Origin of the sequence: Burkholderia lata (assembly GCF_000012945.1) — a bacterium.
Classification (GTDB): domain Bacteria; phylum Pseudomonadota; class Gammaproteobacteria; order Burkholderiales; family Burkholderiaceae; genus Burkholderia; species Burkholderia lata.
This window is the reverse complement of sequence record NC_007510.1, coordinates 1,097,479-1,118,273: the sequence shown is the minus strand read 5'-3', so window position 1 is coordinate 1,118,273 and position 20,795 is coordinate 1,097,479. Positions and strand designations below refer to the sequence as shown.

The window sequence follows — 20,795 nt, the reverse complement described above, 5'->3', positions numbered from 1 at the left end:
CGCCATCCATGTCCAGCAGCACCGCACCGTCCCGCCGCTTTCGCTCCAAGACGCTCACCGCCGCCCTCGCGTTCCTGTTCGGATCGCTCGGCGCGCACCGCTTCTATCTGTATGGCTTCCGCGACGTGTTCGGCTGGGCGCACCTGCTCGCAACGATCGTCGGCATCCCGGGCTTCCTCCTGCTCGCCGCGACCCAGCGCAGCGCCGGCCTCGGCTGGTGGCTCTCGGTTCCCGGCGCGATCTCGCTGCTGGCAGCGTTCCTCGCCGCGCTCGTCTACGGGCTCCGCCCCGACGAAAAATGGGACGCGCAATTCAATGCGGAGACGGGCAAGCACAGCAAGTCGGGCTGGACCGTGATCTTCGTGGTGATCTTCTCGCTGCTGATCGGCGCCTTCCTGCTGATGACCGCGCTCGCGCTGTCGTTCCAGACGTATTTCGAGTCGCAGGTCGAAGCGGCCAAGCAGATTTCGCAGTAAGCGTAACGGCCGCTACGCACCGGCGCTCCGAGCCGGTTTGGCACGCCGGTCAGAACAGGTTCAATTGCATGTCGTCGCGCGGTTGCGCCGACCGCGTGCCGGCTGAACGAACAGCAACGCGCGGCGCCGGCGCCGCGGCGGCCGGCGCACCGCGAAACTGCGACAGATCGAGAATGCCGTTCGTGCGCTCGTTCAGCCCGAGCCGCTTGACGGCCTGGCGGAAGCGCTGCCGTAGCAGGTCGGCCCAGATCCCTTCGCCCTTCATCCGTTTCGAGAAATCCGAGTCGTAATCTTTCCCGCCGCGCATGTCGCGCACGCGGTTCATCACGCGCTCCGCGCGATCGGGAAAATGCGCGGCAAGCCAGTTCTTGAACAGCGGCGCGACTTCCCACGGCAACCTCAGGATGATGTAACTCGCATGCGTCGCGCCGGCTTCCGCGCACGCCTCGAGCAAGCGCTCCATGTCGGGCTCGGTGACGAACGGAATCACCGGGGCAATGCTCACGCCGACCGGCACGCCCGCCTCGCTCAGCGCACGAATCGTGCGCAACCGGCGCGCCGGTGTTGCCGCGCGCGGCTCGAGCGTGCGCGCGAGATCGGCATCGAGCGTCGTGATCGTGACCGCCGCCATCACCTGCCCGCGTTCGGCCATCGGCGCGAGCAGGTCGAGATCGCGCTCGATCAGCGACGACTTCGTGATCGCGGCGAACGGCAACCCGCGATCGTGCATCACCTGGATCACGCTGCGCGTGATGCGCAGGTCGCGCTCGACCGGCTGGTAGGCATCGGTGTTGACGCCGAGCGCGATCGGCTCCGGCACGTAGCGCTTGCGTGAAATCTCGCGCTCGAGCAGTTCGGCCGCGTTGACCTTCGCATAGATGCGGCTTTCGAAATCGAGCCCCGGCGACAGGCCGAGATAACTGTGCGTCGGCCGCGCGAAGCAATAGATGCAGCCGTGCTCGCAGCCGCGATACGGATTGAGCGATACGCTGAACGGAATGTCGGGCGACTGGTTGTGCGTCAGGATGCTCTTCGCACGCTCCTCGAAGACCTGCGTGCGCAGCGGCGCGGGGAAATCGGTATCGTCCGACTCGTGCGTCCAGCCGTCGTCGACCGCTTCGCGCTGCGCGATTTCGTATCGCCCCTGCAGGTTGTCGACCGCACCGCGCCCCTTGCGGGGCACGGGCGGCGCTACCGGAAATTCGTTGTCGGATCGATCGTCCATGTACCCACCCATTCGCCTGCGCCCAATACTGTACATTTATACAGTATTGGGCGCAGCATGCCAAGGGCGGGATAAAGGGGCCGACAGCCTGCCGCAGGCGCGTCAGTCGCCCACGGCGATCGTCAGCGTCTCCTTGATTTCTTCCATCACGACATAGCTCTTCGACTGCACGGCGCCGGGCAACTGCAGCAGGATATCGCCGAGCAGCTTCCGGTAGTCGGCCATCTCGCCGATCCGCGCCTTGATCAGGTAGTCGAAATCGCCGGACACGAGATGACACTCGAGCACCTCGTCGATCTTCATCACTTCCCGGCGGAATTGCTCGAACATGTTGCCGCCCTTGTGGCCGAGCGTGATCTCGACGAACACCAGCAACGCGGCATCCAGCTGGTGCGGGTCGACCCGCGCGTGATAGCCGGTGATCACGCCATCCCGCTCCATGCGCCGCACGCGCTCGATACACGGCGTGACGGTCAGTCCAACCTGTTCCGCGAGGTCTTTCATCGCCATCCGGCCGTCGTCCTGGAGCAGTTTCAGGATGCGTCGGTCGAGCTTGTCGAGCGAGCGTACGGGCTGACGTTGCGTTCTCATTTGTTTATGCTGAAAACCTGAAAAATACGATAACAAAACCTACACATTCGACAATACCATAGCGCAAAAAACTAGATCAGCTAGAGGTTACACGGAGACGCAGGTGCGCCCGGCCTCGATCTGGTCCCTTCCATCTGGAGCAGCTATGCGAGTCGTCATTCTGGGCAGCGGTGTGGTGGGCGTGGCAAGCGCGTATTACCTCGCGCGCGCCGGTCATGAAGTCACGGTGATCGACCGGGAGGCCGGCCCGGCGCTCGAGACGAGCTTCGCGAACGCAGGCCAGATCTCCCCCGGCTATGCCGCGCCGTGGGCCGCACCCGGCGTGCCGCTGAAGGCCGTCAAGTGGATGTTCGAAAAACACGCGCCGCTCGCGATCCGCCTCGACGGCACGCGCTTCCAGCTCCAGTGGATGTACCAGATGCTGCGCAACTGCACGGCCGAGCGCTATGCGGTCAACAAGGGCCGCATGGTCCGCCTCGCCGAATACAGCCGCGACTGCCTGCAGGCACTGCGCGCCGATACCGGCATCCAGTACGAAGGCCGCACGGGCGGCACGCTGCAACTGTTCCGCACGCAGCAGCAACTCGACGGCGCGGCGAAGGACATCGCCGTCCTGCAGGAAGCGAACGTGCCGTTCGAACTGCTGTCGCCGGCCGACCTGAAGAAAGCCGAACCGGCGCTTGCCGCCGTCTCGCACAAGCTGACGGGCGGCCTGCGCCTGCCGGGTGACGAAACGGGCGACTGCCAGCTGTTCACGACGCGCCTTGCAGCGCTCGCCGAATCGCTTGGCGTGAAGTTCCGCTACAACACGCCGATCGATGCACTCGCAATCGCGGGCGGCAAGATCGCCGGCGTGCAATGCGGCAGCGAGACGGTGCGCGCGGACGCTTACGTCGTCGCGCTCGGCTCGTACTCGACCAGCTTCATCTCGAACCTGATGAAGATCCCCGTCTATCCGCTGAAGGGCTATTCGATCACCGCGCCGATCGTCAACGAAGCGGCCGCGCCCGTGTCGACCGTGCTCGACGAAACCTACAAGATCGCAATCACGCGTTTCGACCAGCGCATCCGCGTCGGCGGCATGGCGGAAATCGTCGGCTTCGACAAGAAGCTACGTGCCGCGCGCCGCGAAACGCTCGAAATGTGCGTGAACGACCTGTTCCCGGGCGGCGGCGACACGTCGAAGGCAACGTTCTGGACGGGCCTGCGCCCGATGACGCCGGACGGTACGCCGATCGTTGGCCGCACGCCGGTGTCGAACCTGTTCCTGAACACCGGTCACGGCACGCTTGGCTGGACGATGTCGTGCGGCTCGGGCCAGCTGCTCGCCGACCTGATCTCGGGCAAGATGCCCGCGATCCAGGCCGACGACCTGTCGGTGCATCGTTACCTGAAGGACGTGGCCGGCCAGACGCGTCCGGCATACGCATAAGCCGCGGGTGCCTGCAGCAATGCGGGCCAGCATGAAAAAGGCGCCCCTCGGGGCGCCTTTTTCGTTTCACCGGATGCGTGGCGGAATCAGAACTGGTCTTCCGTCAACGCGAGCACGCCCTCGTTGCCCTTCGTGCCGACAATCGACGCTTCGAATGCGCCTGCCTGCACCAGCACGTGCTCCGCATAGCATTGCGCGATCGCGATCTTCGCATCGAAGAACGCCGGATCGCTCGCGCGGTTCGCCTGCGCCGCCACCAGCGCGCGGCCCATCTGCCACCCGCACAGCACCACGCCCGCCAGCTTCAGGTACGGCACGCTGCCCGCGAACACCGCGTTCGGGTCCTGCTTCACGTTGGCCACCACGTAATCGACCACCGACGACAGCGCCTTCGCGCCCTTCTCCAGTTGCGCCTTCACCGATGCGGCCGCCGCACCGTCCAGCTTGCCCAGCGCCGCCACCGTCTCGCCGATCTCCGCGATCAGCGCCTTCGCCACCGCGCCGCCGTCGCGCATCGTCTTGCGGCCCACCAGGTCGTTCGCCTGGATCGCCGTCGTGCCTTCGTAGATCGCAAGGATACGTGCATCGCGGTAATACTGCGCTGCGCCCGTCTCCTCGATGAAGCCCATCCCGCCGTGTACCTGCACGCCCAGGCTCGCCACGTCGTTCACCATCTCCGTGCTCCAGCCCTTCACCACCGGCACCAGATACTCGTAGATTGCCTGATGACGCGCCCGCGTCGCCTCGTCCGAATGGCGGTGGGCAATGTCGCTGTGCGCGGCGGCCACGTAGGCCAGCGCACGTGCGCCTTCGGTCAGCGCGCGCATCGTGCCGAGCATGCGGCGCACGTCCGGGTGATGGATGATCGTCACCGACTGCCTGGCCGAACCATCGACCGGGCGGCTCTGCACGCGCTCCTTCGCGAATTCCGCGGCCTTCTGGTACGCACGGTCGGCCACGCCGATCCCCTGCATGCCGACACCGAAGCGCGCCGCGTTCATCATGATGAACATGTATTCGAGGCCGCGGTTTTCCTCGCCGACCAGGTAGCCGATCGCGCCGCCGTGGTCACCGTATTGCAGCACCGCCGTCGGGCTCGCCTTGATCCCGAGCTTGTGCTCGATCGACACGCAGTGCACGTCGTTGCGTGCGCCCAGCGAGCCGTCTTCGTTGACCATGAACTTTGGCACGATGAACAGCGAGATGCCCTTCACGCCTTCCGGCGCGTTCGGCGTGCGCGCCAGCACCAGGTGGACGATGTTGTCCGCCATGTCGTGCTCGCCCCACGTGATGAAGATCTTCGTGCCGAACACCTTGTACGTGCCGTCGCCCTGCGGCTCGGCGCGCGAGCGCACCAGCGCGAGATCGGAGCCGGCCTGCGGCTCGGTCAGGTTCATCGTGCCGGTCCATTCGCCCGAGATCAGCTTCGGCACGTAGCGTTGCTTCTGTTCGTCGGTGCCGGCCGTCAGCAGCGCTTCGATCGCGCCGTCGGTCAACAGCGGACACAGCGCGAACGACAGGTTCGATGCGTTGAGCATCTCGATGCACGGCGTCGCGATCAGCTTCGGCAGCCCCTGGCCGTCGTATTCGGACGGATGCTGCAGCCCCTGCCAGCCGCCTTCGACGAACTGGCGGAACGCTTCGCCGAAGCCCGGCGTCGCGGTCACGACGCCGTCCTTCCAGCTGCTCGGGTTGCGGTCGCCTTCGACGTTCAGCGGGGCCAGCACCTCGCCGCAGAACTTCGCGGACTCGTCGAGCACGGCCTGCGCCGTGTCGTAACCGGCATCCTCGAAGCCCGGCAACTGCGCAACGGCGTCGATGCCGGCCAGTTCCTTCAGCACGAACAGCATGTCCTTGACGGGGGCGTGATAGCTCATGGTGTGTCTCCCTCTTCTCTCTTCTGTCGATGGCGAAAAAAAAAGGGGCGCTCGTCGCGCCCCTCTTCTCGTGTGCTTACCGCCGAAGCGTCACACTGCTTTAGCCGAGCTCGGCGACGAGCTCCGGCACGAGCGCGAACAGATCGCCGACGAGGCCGTAGTCGGCCACGCTGAAGATCGGTGCTTCCGGATCCTTGTTGATCGCGACGATCACCTTCGAATCCTTCATGCCTGCCAGGTGCTGGATCGCACCCGAGATGCCGACCGCGATGTACAGCTGCGGTGCGACGATCTTGCCGGTCTGGCCGACCTGGTAGTCGTTCGGCACGTAGCCGGCGTCGACTGCCGCGCGCGACGCGCCCAGTGCCGCGCTCAGCTTGTCCGCCAGCGGCTCCAGCACCTTCGTGTAGTTTTCGCCGCTGCCCAGACCGCGGCCGCCCGACACGATGATCTTCGCGCTGGTGAGTTCCGGACGGTCCAGCTTCGTCACTTCACGGCTCACGAACTGCGACTTGCCGGCATCGGCTGCCGCTTCGATCTTGTCGACCGATGCGCTACCGCCTTCCGCTGCGACCGGATCGAAACCCGTCGCACGCACCGTGATCACCTTGATCGGATCGCTCGACTGCACCGTCGCGATCGCGTTGCCTGCGTAGATCGGGCGCTCGAACGTGTCGGCCGAATCGACCGCCGTGATGTCCGAGATCTGCGCGACGTCCAGCTTCGCGGCGATACGCGGCGCAATGTTCTTGCCGTAGGCGGTAGCCGGCGCGAGGATGTGCGAGTAGTCCTTCGCGATGTTCAGCGCGGTGGCTTCGACGTTCTCCGCGAGGCCCGCTTCGAGTTGCGGCGCGTCGGCCAGGAGTACCTTCGACACACCTGCGATCTTCGCTGCTGCGTCCGCAGCCGCTTGCGCGTTGTGGCCCGCGACCAGCACGTGAATATCGCCGCCGATCTTCGCTGCCGCCGCCACCGTGTTCAGCGTCGCGGCCTTGATCGACGCGTTGTCGTGTTCTGCAATCACCAGAATCGTCATTTCTTTCCGCTCCCTCTTACAGCACCTTGGCTTCGGTCTTCAGCTTCTCGACCAGCGTCTTCACGTCCGGCACCTTCACGCCGGCTGCGCGCTTCGGCGGCTCGACCACCTTCAGCGTCTTCAGACGCGGCGCGACGTCCACGCCCAGGTCTTCCGGCTTCACGGTTTCAAGCGGCTTCTTCTTCGCCTTCATGATGTTCGGCAGCGTCACGTAACGCGGCTCGTTCAGGCGCAGGTCGGTCGTGATCACCGCCGGCAGCGACAGCGACAGCGTTTCCGCGCCGCCGTCGACTTCGCGTGCGACCGTTGCCTTGCCGTCGGCCACCGTGACCTTCGATGCGAACGTCGCTTGCGGCAGGCCTGCCAGCGCGGCCAGCATCTGGCCCGTCTGGTTCGAATCGTCGTCGATGGCCTGCTTGCCGAGGATCACCAGTTGCGGCTGTTCCTTGTCGACCAGCGCCTTCAGGATCTTCGCGACGCCCAGCGGCTCGACGCCATCGTTCGACTCGACGAGGATCGCGCGATCCGCTCCGATCGCCAGCGCCGTACGCAGCGTTTCCTGCGCTTGCGCGACGCCCACCGACACGGCGATCACTTCAGTCGCCACACCGGCTTCCTTCAGGCGCACGGCTTCTTCAACCGCGATTTCGTCGAACGGGTTCATCGACATCTTCACGTTCGCGATGTCGACACCCGTGTTGTCCGACTTCACGCGGACCTTCACGTTGTAATCGACCACTCTTTTCACTGGCACCAGGATTTTCATGCACACGCTCCAAAGTTACGAATACGACCAGAGGCCATTCTATAGCGAGGCCTCATGACTGCGCGGCCAAGCGGACCCAACCTTCGTGGTTGTCGAGGATACCGCTTCTTGGCGACGCGCCAATGATAGCGAACGGTCGTTCTATTTTAAAAGAGAAAAAACCCGGACGCAAAGCCCGGGTTTTCGATCATCGACTCTAATCTTGCCGGGCACGCCGTGCTTCGCCTGTTACCAGGCGGCAATGACCGCGCCGCCGAACTTGCCTTCGATGAACTGCTTCACCTCGGCCGAATGATAGGCCGCGACCAGTTTCGCGACCCACGGCTTGCTCCGGTCCGCCTCGCGGATCGCGAGGATGTTCGCGTACGGGCCATTCGGACCCTCGATCGCGATCGCGTCCTGTTTCGGTTTCAACCCCGCTTCCATCGCGTAGTTGGTGTTGATCGCGGCCGCGTCGACGTCGCCGAGCGAGCGCGGAATCTGCGCCGCATCCAGTTCGACGATCTTCAGCTTGCGCGGATTGTCGACGATATCGAGCGGCGTCGCCTTCAGCCCCGCGTCCGCGCGCAGCTTCAGCAGGCCCTGCTTTTGCAGCAACAGCAGCGCACGGCCGCCGTTGGTCGGATCGTTCGGAACCGCGATGCGCGCGCCCGGCTTCAGTTCGGCCAGCGACTTCACGCGCTTCGAATAGATGCCCATCGGGAACGTGACGGTATCCGCGACCTTGATCAGTTTGTAGCCGCGATCCTTCACCTGCGCCTGCAGATACGGATCGTGCTGGTAGCTGTTCGCGTCGAGGTCGCCCGACGCGAGCGCGGCGTTCGGCTGCACGTAATCCGAGAATTCGACGATGCGGATGTCGAGGCCGCTCTTCGCCGCGGCCTTCTTCACCGCTTCCATGATCTGCGCGTGCGGCCCGCCCGTTACGCCCACCTTGATGGTTTCGGCCTGCGCGTGCGCGCCCGAGAACAGCGCGGCTGCGCCCAGTGCCGCCGCGAATTTCAGCATGAAGCGTCGTTGCATCGTGTGTCCCCTAACGGATCAATCTTGTTTTACTTGTGGCTCAGCCGGCGGACGAGCCAGTCGCCGAACGACTGCACGATCTGCACGAATACGATCAGGATCGCGACCACCGTCCACATCACTTCGGGCAGATAACGCTGGTAGCCGTAGCGGATCCCGAGATCGCCGAGGCCGCCACCACCGATCGCGCCCGCCATCGCCGAATAGCCGACCAGCGACACGAACGTGATCGTCAGGCCCGCGACGACGCCCGGCAGCGATTCGGGCAGCAGCACCTTGAAGACGATCTGCGACGTGGTCGCGCCCATCGACTGCGCAGCCTCGATCAGCCCGCGGTCGACTTCGCGCAGCGCCGTCTCGACGAGACGCGCGATGAACGGCGCGGCCGCGAGCGTCAGCGGCACGACCGCCGCGGCCGTGCCGATCGACGAACCCGTGACGAGCCGCGTAAACGGAATCACCGCGACCAGCAGGATGATGAACGGCGTCGAGCGGACCGCATTCACGATGCCGCCGAGCACGCGATTCACCGCGAGATTCTGCAGCACGCCCTGGCGATCGGTCAGGTAGAGCAGCACGCCGAGCGGCAGGCCGACGAGCGCGCCAACCACTCCGGAGATGCCGACCATGATCAGCGTCTCCCAGAACGACTGCACGAACATATCGAACATCTCACTCAACATACGAAAGCTCCTCTACCACCACACCTTGCTCGCGCAGGAACGCGAGTGCCTGCCCGACCTTGCCCGGCTCGCCGCCCGCGAGCACCGCGAGCGAACCGAATGCCTGCCCCTGGATCTCGTCGATCTGGCCGTGCAGGATGTTGAAATCGAGTTCGTACCGGCGGATCGTCTCCGACAGGATCGGCTGGTCGACACCCGAGCCCGTGAACGCAAGCCGCAGCAGATGCCCGCGACCGGTCTTCAGCCGCTCGGCCACGCGCGCCTTCAGCGCGGGAGGTAGCTCCTGCGCGATCACGTCGCCGATCAGCGCGCGCGTCACTTCGTGATGCGGCTGCAGGAACACGTCGATCACGCGGCCTTCCTCGACCACGCGCCCCGCATCGAGCACCGCGACGCGATCGCACACCTGCTTGATCACTTCCATCTGGTGCGTGATCAGCACGATCGTCAGGCCGAGTTCGCGATTGATGCGCTTCAGCAGGTCGAGGATCGAACGCGTGGTCTCGGGGTCGAGCGCGGACGTCGCCTCGTCCGACAGCAGCACCTTGGGCTGGCTCGCGAGCGCGCGGGCAATACCGACGCGCTGCTTCTGCCCGCCGCTGATCTGCGACGGATAGCGATCCTTTTGCGCAGACAGCCCGACGAGGTCGAGCAGCGGCAGCACGGCGGCGTCGATCTCGGCACGGCTTGCACCGGCCAGCTCGAGCGGCAGCGCGACGTTGTCGAACACCGTGCGCGACGACAGCAGGTTGAAGTGCTGGAAGATCATGCCGATCTCGCGGCGCGCCTCGCGCAGCGCGCCAGCCGGCAGCATCGTGAGGTCGCGCCCGCCGACGACGACATTGCCTTCGGTCGGCCGCGTGAGCAGGTTGATGGTGCGCACGAGCGTGCTCTTGCCGGCGCCGCTTCGGCCGATGATGCCGAACACCTCGCCCTGCGGGATCGTCAGGTTGATGTTGCGCAGCGCCTCGACCCAGCCACCCGGCCCGGGAAATCGCTGCGAAAGATTGCGTAATTCGATCATGTAAACAAAACGGCGGCCGGCTGGCGAGTTGGCCCGCCAGTCGGCCGCCGATGCATCTGGAATAACCGGCGATTTTACCGCAAACCCCTCATTCCCCTTAATAATCGATTTCGATCTTTTCATAACCACACGAAATTAGAGGAGCGCCGCTGGCGCGTCACGACGGTGCCGCGACTATGATCCGGAACACACATGCCAACCGACAGGGGACACGCCAGATGACCGCCACCACTACGCCGGCCGCCGCACCCGCCACCGCCGGACCGGCACCTTCGTCGTCGCCCGCGCCGACCATGGGCCGGCTCCGTACCGTGGACGGGCTCGAACTGGCGTCGTACCGGTGGCCCGCCGGAGGCGGCACCGCGCCACCGCGCGCGACGATCGCGCTCGTGCACGGCCTCGCCGAACACGCGGGCCGCTATGCCGCACTCGCCGGCCGGTTGAATGCGGCCGGCATCGACGTGCTCGCGATCGACCTGCGCGGCCATGGCCAGTCACCCGGCAAGCGCGCCTGGGTCGAGCGTTTCGACGGCTACCTGAACGATGCGGATGCGCTGGTCGCGGAAGCCGCACGCGGCAATTCGCCGCTGTTCCTGATGGGGCACAGCATGGGTGGCGCGGTCGCGGCGCTGTACGCAATCGAGCGCGCGCCGACACGTGGCCACGCATTGACGGGCCTCGTGCTGTCGAGCCCGGCGCTCGCGCCGGGGCGCGACGTGCCGCGCTGGATGCTCGCGGTGAGCCGCGTCATCAGCCGCGTATGGCCGACCTTCCCTGCCATCAAGATCGATGCGGCGCTGCTGTCGCGCGATCCGGCCATCGTCGCGGCCAATCGCGCCGATCCGCTCGTGCATCACGGCGCGGTGCCCGCACGCACCGGTGCGGAGATTCTCGACGCGATGGCACGCATCGAAAGCGGCCGTGGTGGGTTGCGCGTTCCGGTGCTCGTCTATCACGGCACCGAAGACAAGCTGACCGAGCCCGACGGCAGCCGGGCGTTCGGCGCGCGCGTCGGCTCGCCCGATCGCACGCTGACGCTGTACGAAGGCGGCTTTCACGAAACGATGAACGATCTCGAACGCGACCGCGTGATCGACGCGCTGATCGCGTGGATTCACGCACGCGCGCCGGCGCGCTGAGCGTGCCCGGCCCGGCCCCGGTCAATCGGTAATCAGATGCCGGCCAGCACGCGCAGGTGGGCCACGACGCTGCGCCCGAGTGCGGACAGGTTGTAGCCGCCTTCGAGGCAGCTCACGATGCGGCCCTGCGCATGCCGGCGCGCCACGTCGACGATCTGCGCGGTCAGCCATTCGAAGTCGGCTTCGACGAGGCCGAGGTTGCCGATGTCGTCCTCGCGATGCGCATCGAAACCCGCCGACACGAACAGCATCTGCGGCTTGAACGCATCGAGCCGCGGCAGCCAGAACATGTCGACGGCTTCCCGGATCGCCATCCCGTTGCTGCGCGCCGGCATCGGCAGGTTGACCATGTTCGGCGCCTGGTGATCGACGCCCGAGAACGGGTACAGCGGATGCTGGAAGAAGCTGCACATCAGCACGCGCTCGTCATTCGCGAATGCGGCCTCGGTGCCGTTGCCGTGATGCACGTCGAAATCGATGATCGCGACTCGCTCGAGACCGTGTACGTCGAGCGCATGTCGCGCGGCGATCGCGACGTTGTTGAAGAAGCAGAAACCCATCGCGCGCGCAGGCTCCGCATGGTGACCGGGCGGGCGCACGCCGCAGAATGCATTCGCATAGCGGCCTTCGATCACCGCGTCGGTCGCAGCAATCGCGGCACCGGCCGCACGCAGCGCAGCGCGCCACGTATCGCGGTTCATCAGCGTATCGGGATCGATCTCGACGTAGCCGTCGACCGGCGTCATGCTCCGGATGTAGTCGATGTGCGCCTGCGTATGCACCCGACCCAGCGCCACCTCGCTCGCGAACGGCGCGGTTTCGTGCACGATCAGGTCGTCGATGCGGCTCGCGATCAGTTGATCCTGGATCGCCGACAGGCGAGCCGGGCATTCCGGATGCCATTCCCCCATCTCGTGCAGCATGCAGTCGGGGTGCGTATAGAAAGCGGTTGCCATAAGCTGTCATCCACGGCGCACGGTGCGCCGCAGGTCTCCATCAATGATGTCCATCGTCTGCCGCGAATTCGCCGCTAACTTACCACAACGGGGGCCTGCCACGCCCCGGTGCGCCGGATCCGTCGGGTATACTGCGCCGTACCCAATCGCCTTGTCCGCCCGCTTCGACATGAATTCCAGCAAGCCTGCCGCCCTTCTCTCCGCGCTGTTCCGTGTTCGCGTGCCGCTCGTTGCGGCCGCGGTGGTCGCGGCCCTCGGCACCGCGCCTGCCGGCGCGCAGACGCAACCCGCGAAGTCCGCGGGCAAGCTCGTCGCACAGGCCCAGCCGCAGCAGCCGACGCCGCAAGGCCAGACCTTCGAAGAGGAAATTGTTCCGCAGCGTTACGCGAACAACGCGAAGGTCGACGCGTTCATCGACGAGATGGTGAGCCGCAACGGCTTCGACTCCACCAGCCTGCATGCGCTGTTCTCGCGCATCAGCTATTCGGCGACGGCCGTCAAGCTCGTGAAGCCGGCTGCGTCGCCGACGGTCAAGAACTGGCGCGTCTATCGCTCGCGCTTCATCGAACCGATCCGTATCAACGCGGGCGTGAAATTCTGGAAGGCGAACCAGGCCACGCTGCAGCGCGCATCCGAACAGTTCGGCGTACCGCCCGAAGTGATCGTCGGCATCATCGGCGTCGAGACGATCTACGGCCGCTACATGGGCAATTTCCGCGTGCTCGACGCGCTGACGACGCTCTCGTTCGACTATCCGGACACGCCGAATCGCGACAGCCGCCAGGCGACGTTCCGCAAGAACCTCGAGGACTTCCTGGTCTGGACGCGCGACAACCAGCTCGACCCGACCACCGTGCTCGGCTCGTATACGGGCGCGATCGGGATTCCGCAGTTCCTGCCGAGCAGCATCCGCGAATATGCGGTCGACTTCGACGGCACGGGCCATGTCGACCTGCGCAGCAGTCCTGTCGATGCGATCGGGAGCGTCGCGAACTACCTGAAGCAGCACGGCTGGGAAACCGACCGCCCGGTGGTCTGGCAGATCACGCCCGATACGGGCAGCCTGGGGATCGCCCAGGCCGCCGCCGACGGCCAGCCCGAACCGCACTGGGCGCTGTCGCAACTGCTGCGCGCGGGCATGACGCTGAACGAGCCGGCGGTCAACATCACCACTGAAGCCGGCACGCCCGTGACGGTGGTCGACCTGCCGTCGCCGGGACGTGCGACCGAATACATGCTCGGTCTCAAGAATTTCTATGTGCTGACTCGCTACAACCGCAGCTTCTTCTACGCGCTCACCGTGTACCAGCTTGGCGAGGCCGTGAAGGCACAGATGGAAGCGAGCGGCGCACTCCAGCCGGCCACTGCCGACACCGAGTCGCAGTAAGCACCGACCGCCCAAAGAAAAAGCGCCGCAGATGCGGCGCTTTTTTTATCTCACGCGCACGACGCGCGCCTGCCCGCGCTCAGGCAGGAAACACGCCCGTGGACAGGTAGCGGTCGCCGCGATCGCAGACGATGAACACGATCGTCGCATTCTCGACCTGACGCGCGATGCGCATCGCGACTTCACATGCGCCGCCCGACGAAATGCCCGCGAAAATGCCTTCGACCGACGCGAGCCGGCGCGCCATCGTTTCCGCCGCGGCCTGGCTCACGTTCTCGACGCGGTCGACGCGGCTGCGATCGAAGATGGTCGGCATGTACGCTTCCGGCCACTTGCGGATGCCCGGAATGCGCGAACCGTCTTCCGGCTGCGCACCGACGATCTCGATCGCCGGATTCTGTTCCTTCAGATAGTGCGACGTGCCCATGATCGTGCCCGTCGTGCCCATGGCCGATACGAAGTGCGTGATGCGCCCTTCGGTATCGCGCCAGATTTCCGGGCCCGTCGCTTCGTAGTGCGCAATCGGATTGTCGGGGTTCGCGAACTGGTCGAGGATCACGCCCTTGCCTTCGCGCTGCATCTGGTCCGCGAGATCGCGTGCCAGTTCCATCCCGCCCTTCACCGGCGTCAGGATGATCTCGGCACCGTAGGCGGCCATGCTCTGGCGGCGCTCGACCGACAGGTCCTCCGGCATGATCAGCACCATCTTGTAGCCGCGGATCGCCGCTGCCATCGCGAGTGCGATACCCGTGTTGCCGCTGGTCGCCTCGATCAGCGTATCGCCCGGCTTGATGCGCCCGCGCGCCTCGGCCTTGCTGATCATCGACAGTGCCGGACGATCCTTCACCGAACCGGCCGGATTGTTGCCTTCGAGCTTCGCGAGCACCACGTTGTTGCGCGCGCGGATTTCGTCGTCCGGCAAGCGGACCAGTTGGACGAGCGGCGTATTGCCGATCGTGTCTTCGATAGTTTTGTAAGCCATGGATATACCGTGAGTACGAGGCCGATCAATCAAACGATTGTAAACCAGCACCGCTGCTCGCGCCGGCAACCCCATTGCGACGATGGAATACGCGTGGCATGCAACGCGTGGCCGCCCTGCGCCGTGCCCACGCAAAAAACCCGCGGCATGCCGCGGGAAGCCGTCGCAACGACGGCGACTGAAGGAGCTCGTTGCCGGCCGCGCGTGGCGCGCTACTTCTGTACGGTGCGTGCGGGTGGAGTCGCGGGCTTCGCCGGCTTCTTGCCCTCGGCCGGCAGCGCGGCACTCGTACCGGCCGCGCCGATCGTCAGCCCTTCCCGCTGAAGCCGCTCGACGGTATGGCCGCCCATGCCTTTCACGCGTGATGCGAGATCGTCCGCATTCCTGAACGGACCGCGTGCGCCGCGTTCGTCGAGAATCGCCTTCGCTCGTGCCGGGCCGATGCCCTTGATGCCGACGAGCGCGTCCTCGTTCGCGGTGTTGACGTCGACGGCCGCCCAGGCCGACGCGATCGTGCCGAGCATTGCCGCTGCGGCCAACCATTTCCTGATCATGTGCTGGATCTCCGATGAATACGGCCGGCGGCTGCCGACCGTGAGACCCAGTCTATCGATGCAACGCTTCCGCTTAAACCTGGCCGGATAGCCAACGCACGTAGCGGTCGACGCCTTCCTGCACGGTCAGGAACGGTGCGTCGTAGCCAGCCGCGCGCAGCTTCGTCTGGTCGGCCTGCGTGAAGCACTGGTACTTGCCGCGCAATGCATCGGGGAACGGCACGTATTCGATCAGCCCCTGCTCGACCTGCTGCGCAAGCGTCAGCGGCGGCTGGTTGTCGAGCGCACGCAACGTATTCACGACCGTCGACGCGATATCGTTGAACGGCTGCGCACGGCCCGTGCCGAGGTTGAAGATGCCCGACTTCTCCGGATGATCGAAGAAGAACAGGTTCACCTTCGTCACGTCCTCGACCGACACGAAGTCGCGCGTCTGCTCGCCCGGTGCATAGCCGTTGTACTCGCCGAACAGCTTCACCTTGCCTTCCGCGCGGAACTGGTTGAAGTTGTGGAACGCGACCGACGCCATGCGCCCCTTGTGCGTTTCGCGCGGGCCGTACACGTTGAAATAGCGGAAGCCGGCGATCTGGCTCTTCGCCGTCGGCAGCACGCGACGGATCACCTGGTCGAACAGGAATTTCGAATAGCCGTAGACATTCAGCGGCGCCTCGACGTCACGCTCTTCGACAAAACGCGTCGAGCCGCCGTAGATCGCCGCCGACGACGCGTACAGGAACTGCGTGCCCTGCGCGAGGCAGGTGTCGAGCACCGCGCGGCTGTAGCGGAAGTTGTTGTCCATCATGTAGCGGCCGTCGGTTTCCATCGTGTCCGAACAGGCGCCTTCGTGGAACACTGCGCGTACCTTGCCGAAATCGCCGCGTGCGAAGCGTTCGACGAATTCCGTCTTGTCCAGATAGTCGTCGATCTCGCAATCGACGAGGTTCCGGAACTTGTCCGCGCGCGTCAGGTTGTCGACCGCGATGATGCGCGTCTCGCCGCGCTCGTTGAGCGCCTTGACGATGTTCGCGCCGATAAAACCGGCTGCGCCGGTGACGATGAGGGTCATGATCGTCCTGCCTGAAAAGTGCGAGCCATGCGTGCGGCGCGCTCGTCGCGCCACCGCATGCGCTCAGTGAAACAGTTCGTCGTAGTCCACCGTGGCCGTGCCGAGCTTGCCGACCACGATGCCTGCCGCGCGATTCGCGAGCACGACGGCATCGACGAGCGGCACGCCTGCGCCGAGCATCGTCGCGACCGTCGCGATCACGGTATCGCCCGCGCCCGACACGTCGAACACCTCGCGCGCGAGCGCCGGTGCGTGCAATTCGCCGGTGGCGGAAAACAGCGTCATCCCTTCTTCCGAACGCGTGAGCAGCAGCGCGTCGATGCCGAGTTCCGCGCGCAGCTTCGCAACGCGCGCGCGCAGATCGTCTTCCGACTTCCACTGCCCGACCACCTCGCGCAGTTCCGCGCGATTCGGCGTGATCAGCGACGCGCCGCGATAGCGTGCCCAGTCGTCGCCCTTCGGGTCGACGAGGACGGACTTGCCGGCCGCACGCGCCTTCTCGATCATCGTCGTGACGTGCGTCAGACCGCCTTTCGCGTAATCCGACATCAGCACGACGTCGTGCTGCGGCAGCAGCGCATCGAAGCGCGCGAGCCCCGCGAGCAGCACCTCGTGCGTCGGCATGGCTTCGAAGTCGACGCGCAGCAATTGCTGCTGGCGCGCGAGCACGCGCAGCTTGATCGTGGTCGGCAGCGCCGGGTCGCGCTCGAGATGCGGCGTCACGCCGCTGCTGCCGAGCAGCTCGACGATCCGCTCGCCGGGTTCGTCGCAACCGACGACACACAGCAACCCGGCCTGGCCGCCGAGCGTCACGGCATTGCGCGCGACGTTCGCTGCACCGCCGAGGCGCTCCTCCTGACGCTGCACGTGCACGACCGGCACCGGCGCCTCAGGCGAAATGCGATCGACGTTGCCGAACCAGTAACGGTCGAGCATCACGTCGCCGACGACAAGCACGCGCGAGCGCGCGAGCTGTTCGCGCGGCACCGGAACGACTTCGCGGAGAGTATTCATCGTGTGGTCAGCCACGGGTGGACGACTGGGGATCGACATACGGCCGGCCGATCGCGTAGTAGTCGATGCCCAGTTCGGCCATCGCATCCGGCTCGTAGAGGTTGCGCCCGTCGAAGATCACCGGCGCCTTCAGTTCGGCCTTCAGGCGCGTGAAGTCGGGGCTCCGGAATTCCTTCCACTCGGTCACGATCACGAGCGCGTCCGCACCCGTCACGGCGATGTCCTGCGTCTCGACGAGATGCAGCCGCGCCAGCGTGTCCGGATCGGTGCCGAAATCGAGCGCAAACACGCGCTGCGCCTCGTCGACCGCGACCGGATCGTACGCACGCACGGTCGCGCCGCGTTCGAGCAGCGCGGCGATCAGGCGACGGCTCGGCGCCTCGCGCATGTCGTCGGTGTTCGGCTTGAACGCCAGGCCCCAGACCGCGAACTCGCGGCCGGTCAGGTCGGCGCCGAAACGCTGCTCGATCTTGCCGATCAGCACGTCCTTCTGCGCATGGTTGGCCGCTTCGACGGCTTCCAGGATACGCAGCGGCTGGCCGTTCTCGCCTGCGGTGCGAATCAGCGCCTGGACGTCCTTCGGGAAGCACGAGCCGCCGTAGCCGACGCCGGCGTACAGGAAGTGATAGCCGATGCGCGGATCGGAGCCGATCCCGCGGCGCACGGCCTCGATGTCCGCGCCGACCTTGTCGGCGAGATTCGACATCTCGTTCATGAACGAAATGCGCGTTGCGAGCATCGCATTCGCCGCATATTTCGCGAACTCGGCCGAACGCACGTCCATGTAGATCGTGCGCTCGTGGTTGCGGTTGAACGGCGCGTAAAGCTTCTTCATCTTCTCGCGTGCGATCGTACCCGTCTCGTCGTCGTCGACGCCGATGATAATCCGGTCCGGACGCATGAAGTCTTCGACCGCGGCGCCTTCCTTCAGGAACTCCGGGTTCGACACGACCGAGAAGCGATGCGCGACGCTGCCTGCCAGACCGCGGGCGGCAAGCGCCTCGTCGACCACGCCGCGCACGCGCTGCGCAGTGCCGACCGGCACCGTCGACTTGTCGACGATCACCTTGAAGCCCGTCATGTGGCGGCCGATGTTGCGCGCGGCTTCGAGCACGTACTGCAGGTCGGCCGAGCCGTCCTCGTCGGGCGGCGTGCCGACGGCGATGAACTGGATCTCGCCGTGCGCGACGCTCGACTCGATGTCGGTCGAGAAGCGCAGGCGCCCGGCCGCGCGGTTGCGCGCGATGATGTCCAGCAGCCCCGGTTCGTGAATCGGCATCCCGCCGTTGTTCAGGATGTCGATCTTGCGCGGATCGACGTCGAGACAGAAGACGTCGTGACCGATCTCTGCGAGGCAGGCGCCCGTGACGAGACCGACATAGCCGGTGCCGATGATGGTGATTTTCATAGATGTTCCGGTACTTCCCGGTAATTGACTAACTTGGCCGCCGGGACGAGCCCGGCGGCAACCGCAGCGCGTTGGCTCCGCGTGCCGGGATCAGCCCGGCATCGCAGGTTCGACGCGGCGCGGCGCATAGGTTTCCCAGCCGCTGCATCCAGGGCACTGCCAATAGAAGAGCCGTGCCCGGAAACCGCAATTCTGGCACGTATACCGTGGCAGATTCTTCGTGCGCTGCTTGATCAGCGCACGCATCATTTCAAGTTCCTTACGACGCGGTTCGTCGGCCGCGGCGATTTGCGCATCGAGCAGATGCAGCATCCCCGACAGGTTCGGCGACTTCTCCATCTGCGTACGCGCGAGCGTGTGCGCCGCATCCTGGCCACGCAACCCCGCGATGTGCTGGTACGCAATGTCGAGCAGGTCGTTCGACGGATACCGGTCGATATAGCCCATCAGCAGCTCGGCGCCTTCGGCGTTCTTGCCGAGCGCGACATACGCCTTCATCAGCTTGTCGGCGACGAGCGGCAGATACGCCGGATTCTGCGCTTCGACGCGCTTCCAGTGCTCGATCGCGGCCGCGTGGTTGCCCTCCGCTTCCGCCGCGTCGCCGGACAGGACCGTCGCGCGAACATTCTGCGGATTCACGGTCAGCGCCAGGCGCAGCTGTTCGGCTGCCGCTGCCGCGTTCTTGCGCTGCAGCGCATCCTGCGCGAGTTCGCAGTGGAACTGGGCAATTTCGACACCGAGCGGCTTGTCGCTCATCGACTCGATGCGCTTCGCCGTATCGATCGACTTGTTCCAGTCCTTCTCGATCTCGTAGATCGTCAGCAGCGCTCGCTGCGCGCCGAGCGCGTAATCGCCGTCGGCGAGCTTGTGAAACGCCTCTTCGGCACGATCGAGCAGGCCGGCTTTCAGGAAATCCTGGCCGAGCTCGTATAGCGCGTGGTCGCGCTCGTTGACCGGCAGGTCCGTGCGGCTCAGCAGGTTCTGGTGCACGCGGATCGCACGATCGGTCTCGCCGCGGCGGCGAAACAGGTTGCCGAGCGCGAAGTGCAGCTCGACCGTCTCGGGATCGAGCTTGGCGACCTCGATGAACGCGTCGATCGCCTTGTCGGGTTGTTCGTTCAACAGAAAATTCAGGCCGCGAAAATACGATCGCGGCAGGTTGGCACTCTCCGACAGGAGATTCTTCAGGTCATAGCGTGACGCCGCCCAACCAAGCGCGAACGCGACCGGAATCGCGAGCAACCACCAGAAATCCAGATCCATGCGAAATATCGAAGCAGAGACGAAAACCGCGCGATGATCGCGCGGCGTCCGTGTTAAATGACGGGCGGCATCGGCGGCTGGTCGATGACGGCCGGCGTTTCGCGCGCCGCACGCAGATCGCGCTTCAGGCGCCCGTTCTCGAGACGCAGGCGGAAGATCGAAGGCAGCGCGGACAGCAGGCCGGCCAGCAGCCCCACGGCGAAGAACGCCAGGCCGATCAGGATCAGCGGCGCTTGCCATGAATAGCCGGCAACGAAATTCAGCGTCGCGGTTTGCGTATTGGCCAGCGCAAGCACCAGCAGCAGTACGAACACCAATACCCGGATCAGCCAGACGATAAACTTCATGAAGCCCTCTCTTTGTTGAGGTTTGCCGCGGCGCGCGACTCCCCTGCGTCGCACCGAATCGACCCGTATTGTAAAGGATGCGTTTCCGCGGCTGCGCAGATCCTGCGTGCCCCCGTTGCGCGGCGATCGCCGGAAATGAAAAAAGCGCCCGCAAGGGGCGCTTTTCTTTTCAGCCTTCGCCGGATGGGTTCCGGGCAAACCGGATGACGTTTAACGCTCGTCGTCCGGATCGTCAGCCTTCAGCGGTTCACCGGCGCGGCCGTCGACGCGTTCACGCAATTCCTTGCCTGGCTTGAAGTGCGGCACGAACTTCTCGGGCACCTGCACTTTCTCCCCTGACTTCGGGTTGCGTCCGACGCGCGCCGGCCGACGGTTGAGGCCAAAGCTGCCGAAACCCCGAATTTCAATGCGATGCCCTTTCGCCAGGGCGTCAGACATCGCATCGAGCATCGTTTTCACCGCGAAATCCGCATCCTTGAGGACAAGTTGCGGAAATCGCGATGCCAGCTGCGCGACCAACTCGGATTTGGTCATACTTCAGCAGAC

At 65.3% G+C, this 20,795-nt stretch carries 21 protein-coding genes; 4 read left to right on the top strand and 17 right to left on the bottom strand.

The genetic code is table 11. The annotated features are described in order from the left end of the window. Window positions 1-8 precede the first annotated feature (8 nt). Complete coding sequence (locus BCEP18194_RS11010) at window positions 9-476, top strand: NINE protein (RefSeq protein WP_041492778.1); 468 nt, start codon at window positions 9-11, stop codon at window positions 474-476. Window positions 477-525: 49 nt separating this feature from the next. Here the strand turns inward: BCEP18194_RS11010 and BCEP18194_RS11005 are convergent, their stop codons facing one another. Then, entirely contained in the window at window positions 526-1,713 is a 1,188-nt protein-coding gene (locus BCEP18194_RS11005; protein ID WP_041492777.1) for a PA0069 family radical SAM protein, read from the bottom strand. 90 nt (window positions 1,714-1,803) lie between these two features. Then, the gene (locus BCEP18194_RS11000) at window positions 1,804-2,292 is read right to left on the bottom strand and encodes an Lrp/AsnC ligand binding domain-containing protein (protein ID WP_011351353.1); all 489 of its coding nucleotides are present in this window, start codon (window positions 2,290-2,292) and stop codon (window positions 1,804-1,806) included. A gap of 145 nt (window positions 2,293-2,437) precedes the next feature. Between BCEP18194_RS11000 and BCEP18194_RS10995 the strand changes: the two genes are divergently transcribed. Next, window positions 2,438-3,724: a D-amino acid dehydrogenase gene (locus tag BCEP18194_RS10995; RefSeq protein WP_011351352.1), complete on the top strand. Its 1,287-nt coding sequence runs from the start codon at window positions 2,438-2,440 to the stop codon at window positions 3,722-3,724. An 86-nt stretch (window positions 3,725-3,810) separates the two neighbouring features. Here the strand turns inward: BCEP18194_RS10995 and BCEP18194_RS10990 are convergent, their stop codons facing one another. The 6 genes from BCEP18194_RS10990 to BCEP18194_RS10965 all read right to left on the bottom strand — a co-directional run bounded on the left by BCEP18194_RS10990 (window position 3,811) and on the right by BCEP18194_RS10965 (window position 10,133). Further along, a complete protein-coding gene (locus tag BCEP18194_RS10990) occupies window positions 3,811-5,601 on the bottom strand; it encodes an acyl-CoA dehydrogenase (protein ID WP_011351351.1) in 1,791 nt (596 codons plus the stop codon). A gap of 100 nt (window positions 5,602-5,701) precedes the next feature. After that, window positions 5,702-6,637, bottom strand: coding sequence for an electron transfer flavoprotein subunit alpha/FixB family protein (locus tag BCEP18194_RS10985; protein WP_011351350.1), 936 nt, complete (start codon window positions 6,635-6,637; stop codon window positions 5,702-5,704). 16 nt (window positions 6,638-6,653) lie between these two features. After that, entirely contained in the window at window positions 6,654-7,403 is a 750-nt protein-coding gene (locus BCEP18194_RS10980) for an electron transfer flavoprotein subunit beta/FixA family protein (RefSeq protein WP_011351349.1), read from the bottom strand. Between the two features lie 228 nt (window positions 7,404-7,631). Continuing rightward, window positions 7,632-8,426 carry a MetQ/NlpA family ABC transporter substrate-binding protein gene (locus tag BCEP18194_RS10975; protein WP_011351348.1) on the bottom strand — a complete coding sequence of 265 codons (795 nt, stop codon included), beginning with the start codon at window positions 8,424-8,426 and terminating at the stop codon, window positions 7,632-7,634. A 29-nt stretch (window positions 8,427-8,455) separates the two neighbouring features. Then, window positions 8,456-9,109, bottom strand: coding sequence for a methionine ABC transporter permease (locus tag BCEP18194_RS10970; protein WP_011351347.1), 654 nt, complete (start codon window positions 9,107-9,109; stop codon window positions 8,456-8,458). Next, window positions 9,099-10,133, bottom strand: coding sequence for a methionine ABC transporter ATP-binding protein (locus BCEP18194_RS10965; RefSeq protein WP_011351346.1), 1,035 nt, complete (start codon window positions 10,131-10,133; stop codon window positions 9,099-9,101). Before BCEP18194_RS10965 ends, BCEP18194_RS10970 begins: the two co-directional genes overlap by 11 nt. A gap of 218 nt (window positions 10,134-10,351) precedes the next feature. Here BCEP18194_RS10965 and BCEP18194_RS10960 point away from each other — a divergent pair, with 218 nt between their 5' ends. After that, complete coding sequence (locus BCEP18194_RS10960; protein WP_011351345.1) at window positions 10,352-11,272, top strand: alpha/beta hydrolase; 921 nt, start codon at window positions 10,352-10,354, stop codon at window positions 11,270-11,272. Window positions 11,273-11,304: 32 nt separating this feature from the next. On the opposite strand, the gene BCEP18194_RS10955 is transcribed toward BCEP18194_RS10960, so the two are convergent. Beyond that, window positions 11,305-12,228: a histone deacetylase family protein gene (locus BCEP18194_RS10955; protein ID WP_011351344.1), complete on the bottom strand. Its 924-nt coding sequence runs from the start codon at window positions 12,226-12,228 to the stop codon at window positions 11,305-11,307. A gap of 43 nt (window positions 12,229-12,271) precedes the next feature. On the opposite strand from BCEP18194_RS10955, the gene mltB reads away from it, so the two are divergent. Continuing rightward, on the top strand, window positions 12,272-13,615 hold the full coding sequence (mltB, locus tag BCEP18194_RS10950; RefSeq protein ID WP_081436585.1) for a lytic murein transglycosylase B: 1,344 nt from the start codon (window positions 12,272-12,274) through the stop codon (window positions 13,613-13,615). A 79-nt stretch (window positions 13,616-13,694) separates the two neighbouring features. Here mltB and cysM read toward each other — a convergent pair whose 3' ends face one another. The 8 genes from cysM to BCEP18194_RS10910 all read right to left on the bottom strand — a co-directional run bounded on the left by cysM (window position 13,695) and on the right by BCEP18194_RS10910 (window position 20,783). Then, complete coding sequence (gene cysM / locus BCEP18194_RS10945; RefSeq protein ID WP_011351342.1) at window positions 13,695-14,597, bottom strand: cysteine synthase CysM; 903 nt, start codon at window positions 14,595-14,597, stop codon at window positions 13,695-13,697. A 212-nt stretch (window positions 14,598-14,809) separates the two neighbouring features. Then, window positions 14,810-15,151, bottom strand: coding sequence for a ComEA family DNA-binding protein (locus tag BCEP18194_RS10940; RefSeq protein WP_011351341.1), 342 nt, complete (start codon window positions 15,149-15,151; stop codon window positions 14,810-14,812). Between the two features lie 73 nt (window positions 15,152-15,224). Continuing rightward, window positions 15,225-16,217, bottom strand: a complete 993-nt coding sequence (gene rfaD / locus BCEP18194_RS10935) for an ADP-glyceromanno-heptose 6-epimerase (RefSeq protein ID WP_011351340.1) — start codon at window positions 16,215-16,217, stop codon at window positions 15,225-15,227. Between the two features lie 63 nt (window positions 16,218-16,280). Continuing rightward, window positions 16,281-17,231: a D-glycero-beta-D-manno-heptose-7-phosphate kinase gene (rfaE1, locus tag BCEP18194_RS10930; protein WP_011351339.1), complete on the bottom strand. Its 951-nt coding sequence runs from the start codon at window positions 17,229-17,231 to the stop codon at window positions 16,281-16,283. Window positions 17,232-17,238: 7 nt separating this feature from the next. Further along, window positions 17,239-18,639, bottom strand: coding sequence for a UDP-glucose dehydrogenase family protein (locus BCEP18194_RS10925; RefSeq protein WP_011351338.1), 1,401 nt, complete (start codon window positions 18,637-18,639; stop codon window positions 17,239-17,241). A 90-nt stretch (window positions 18,640-18,729) separates the two neighbouring features. Then, a complete protein-coding gene (gene lapB / locus BCEP18194_RS10920; RefSeq protein ID WP_011351337.1) occupies window positions 18,730-19,902 on the bottom strand; it encodes a lipopolysaccharide assembly protein LapB in 1,173 nt (390 codons plus the stop codon). A 53-nt stretch (window positions 19,903-19,955) separates the two neighbouring features. After that, window positions 19,956-20,249: a lipopolysaccharide assembly protein LapA domain-containing protein gene (locus BCEP18194_RS10915; protein WP_021157458.1), complete on the bottom strand. Its 294-nt coding sequence runs from the start codon at window positions 20,247-20,249 to the stop codon at window positions 19,956-19,958. 210 nt (window positions 20,250-20,459) lie between these two features. Then, the gene (locus BCEP18194_RS10910; protein WP_006486894.1) at window positions 20,460-20,783 is read right to left on the bottom strand and encodes an integration host factor subunit beta; all 324 of its coding nucleotides are present in this window, start codon (window positions 20,781-20,783) and stop codon (window positions 20,460-20,462) included. Between the last annotated feature and the right edge of the window lie 12 nt (window positions 20,784-20,795).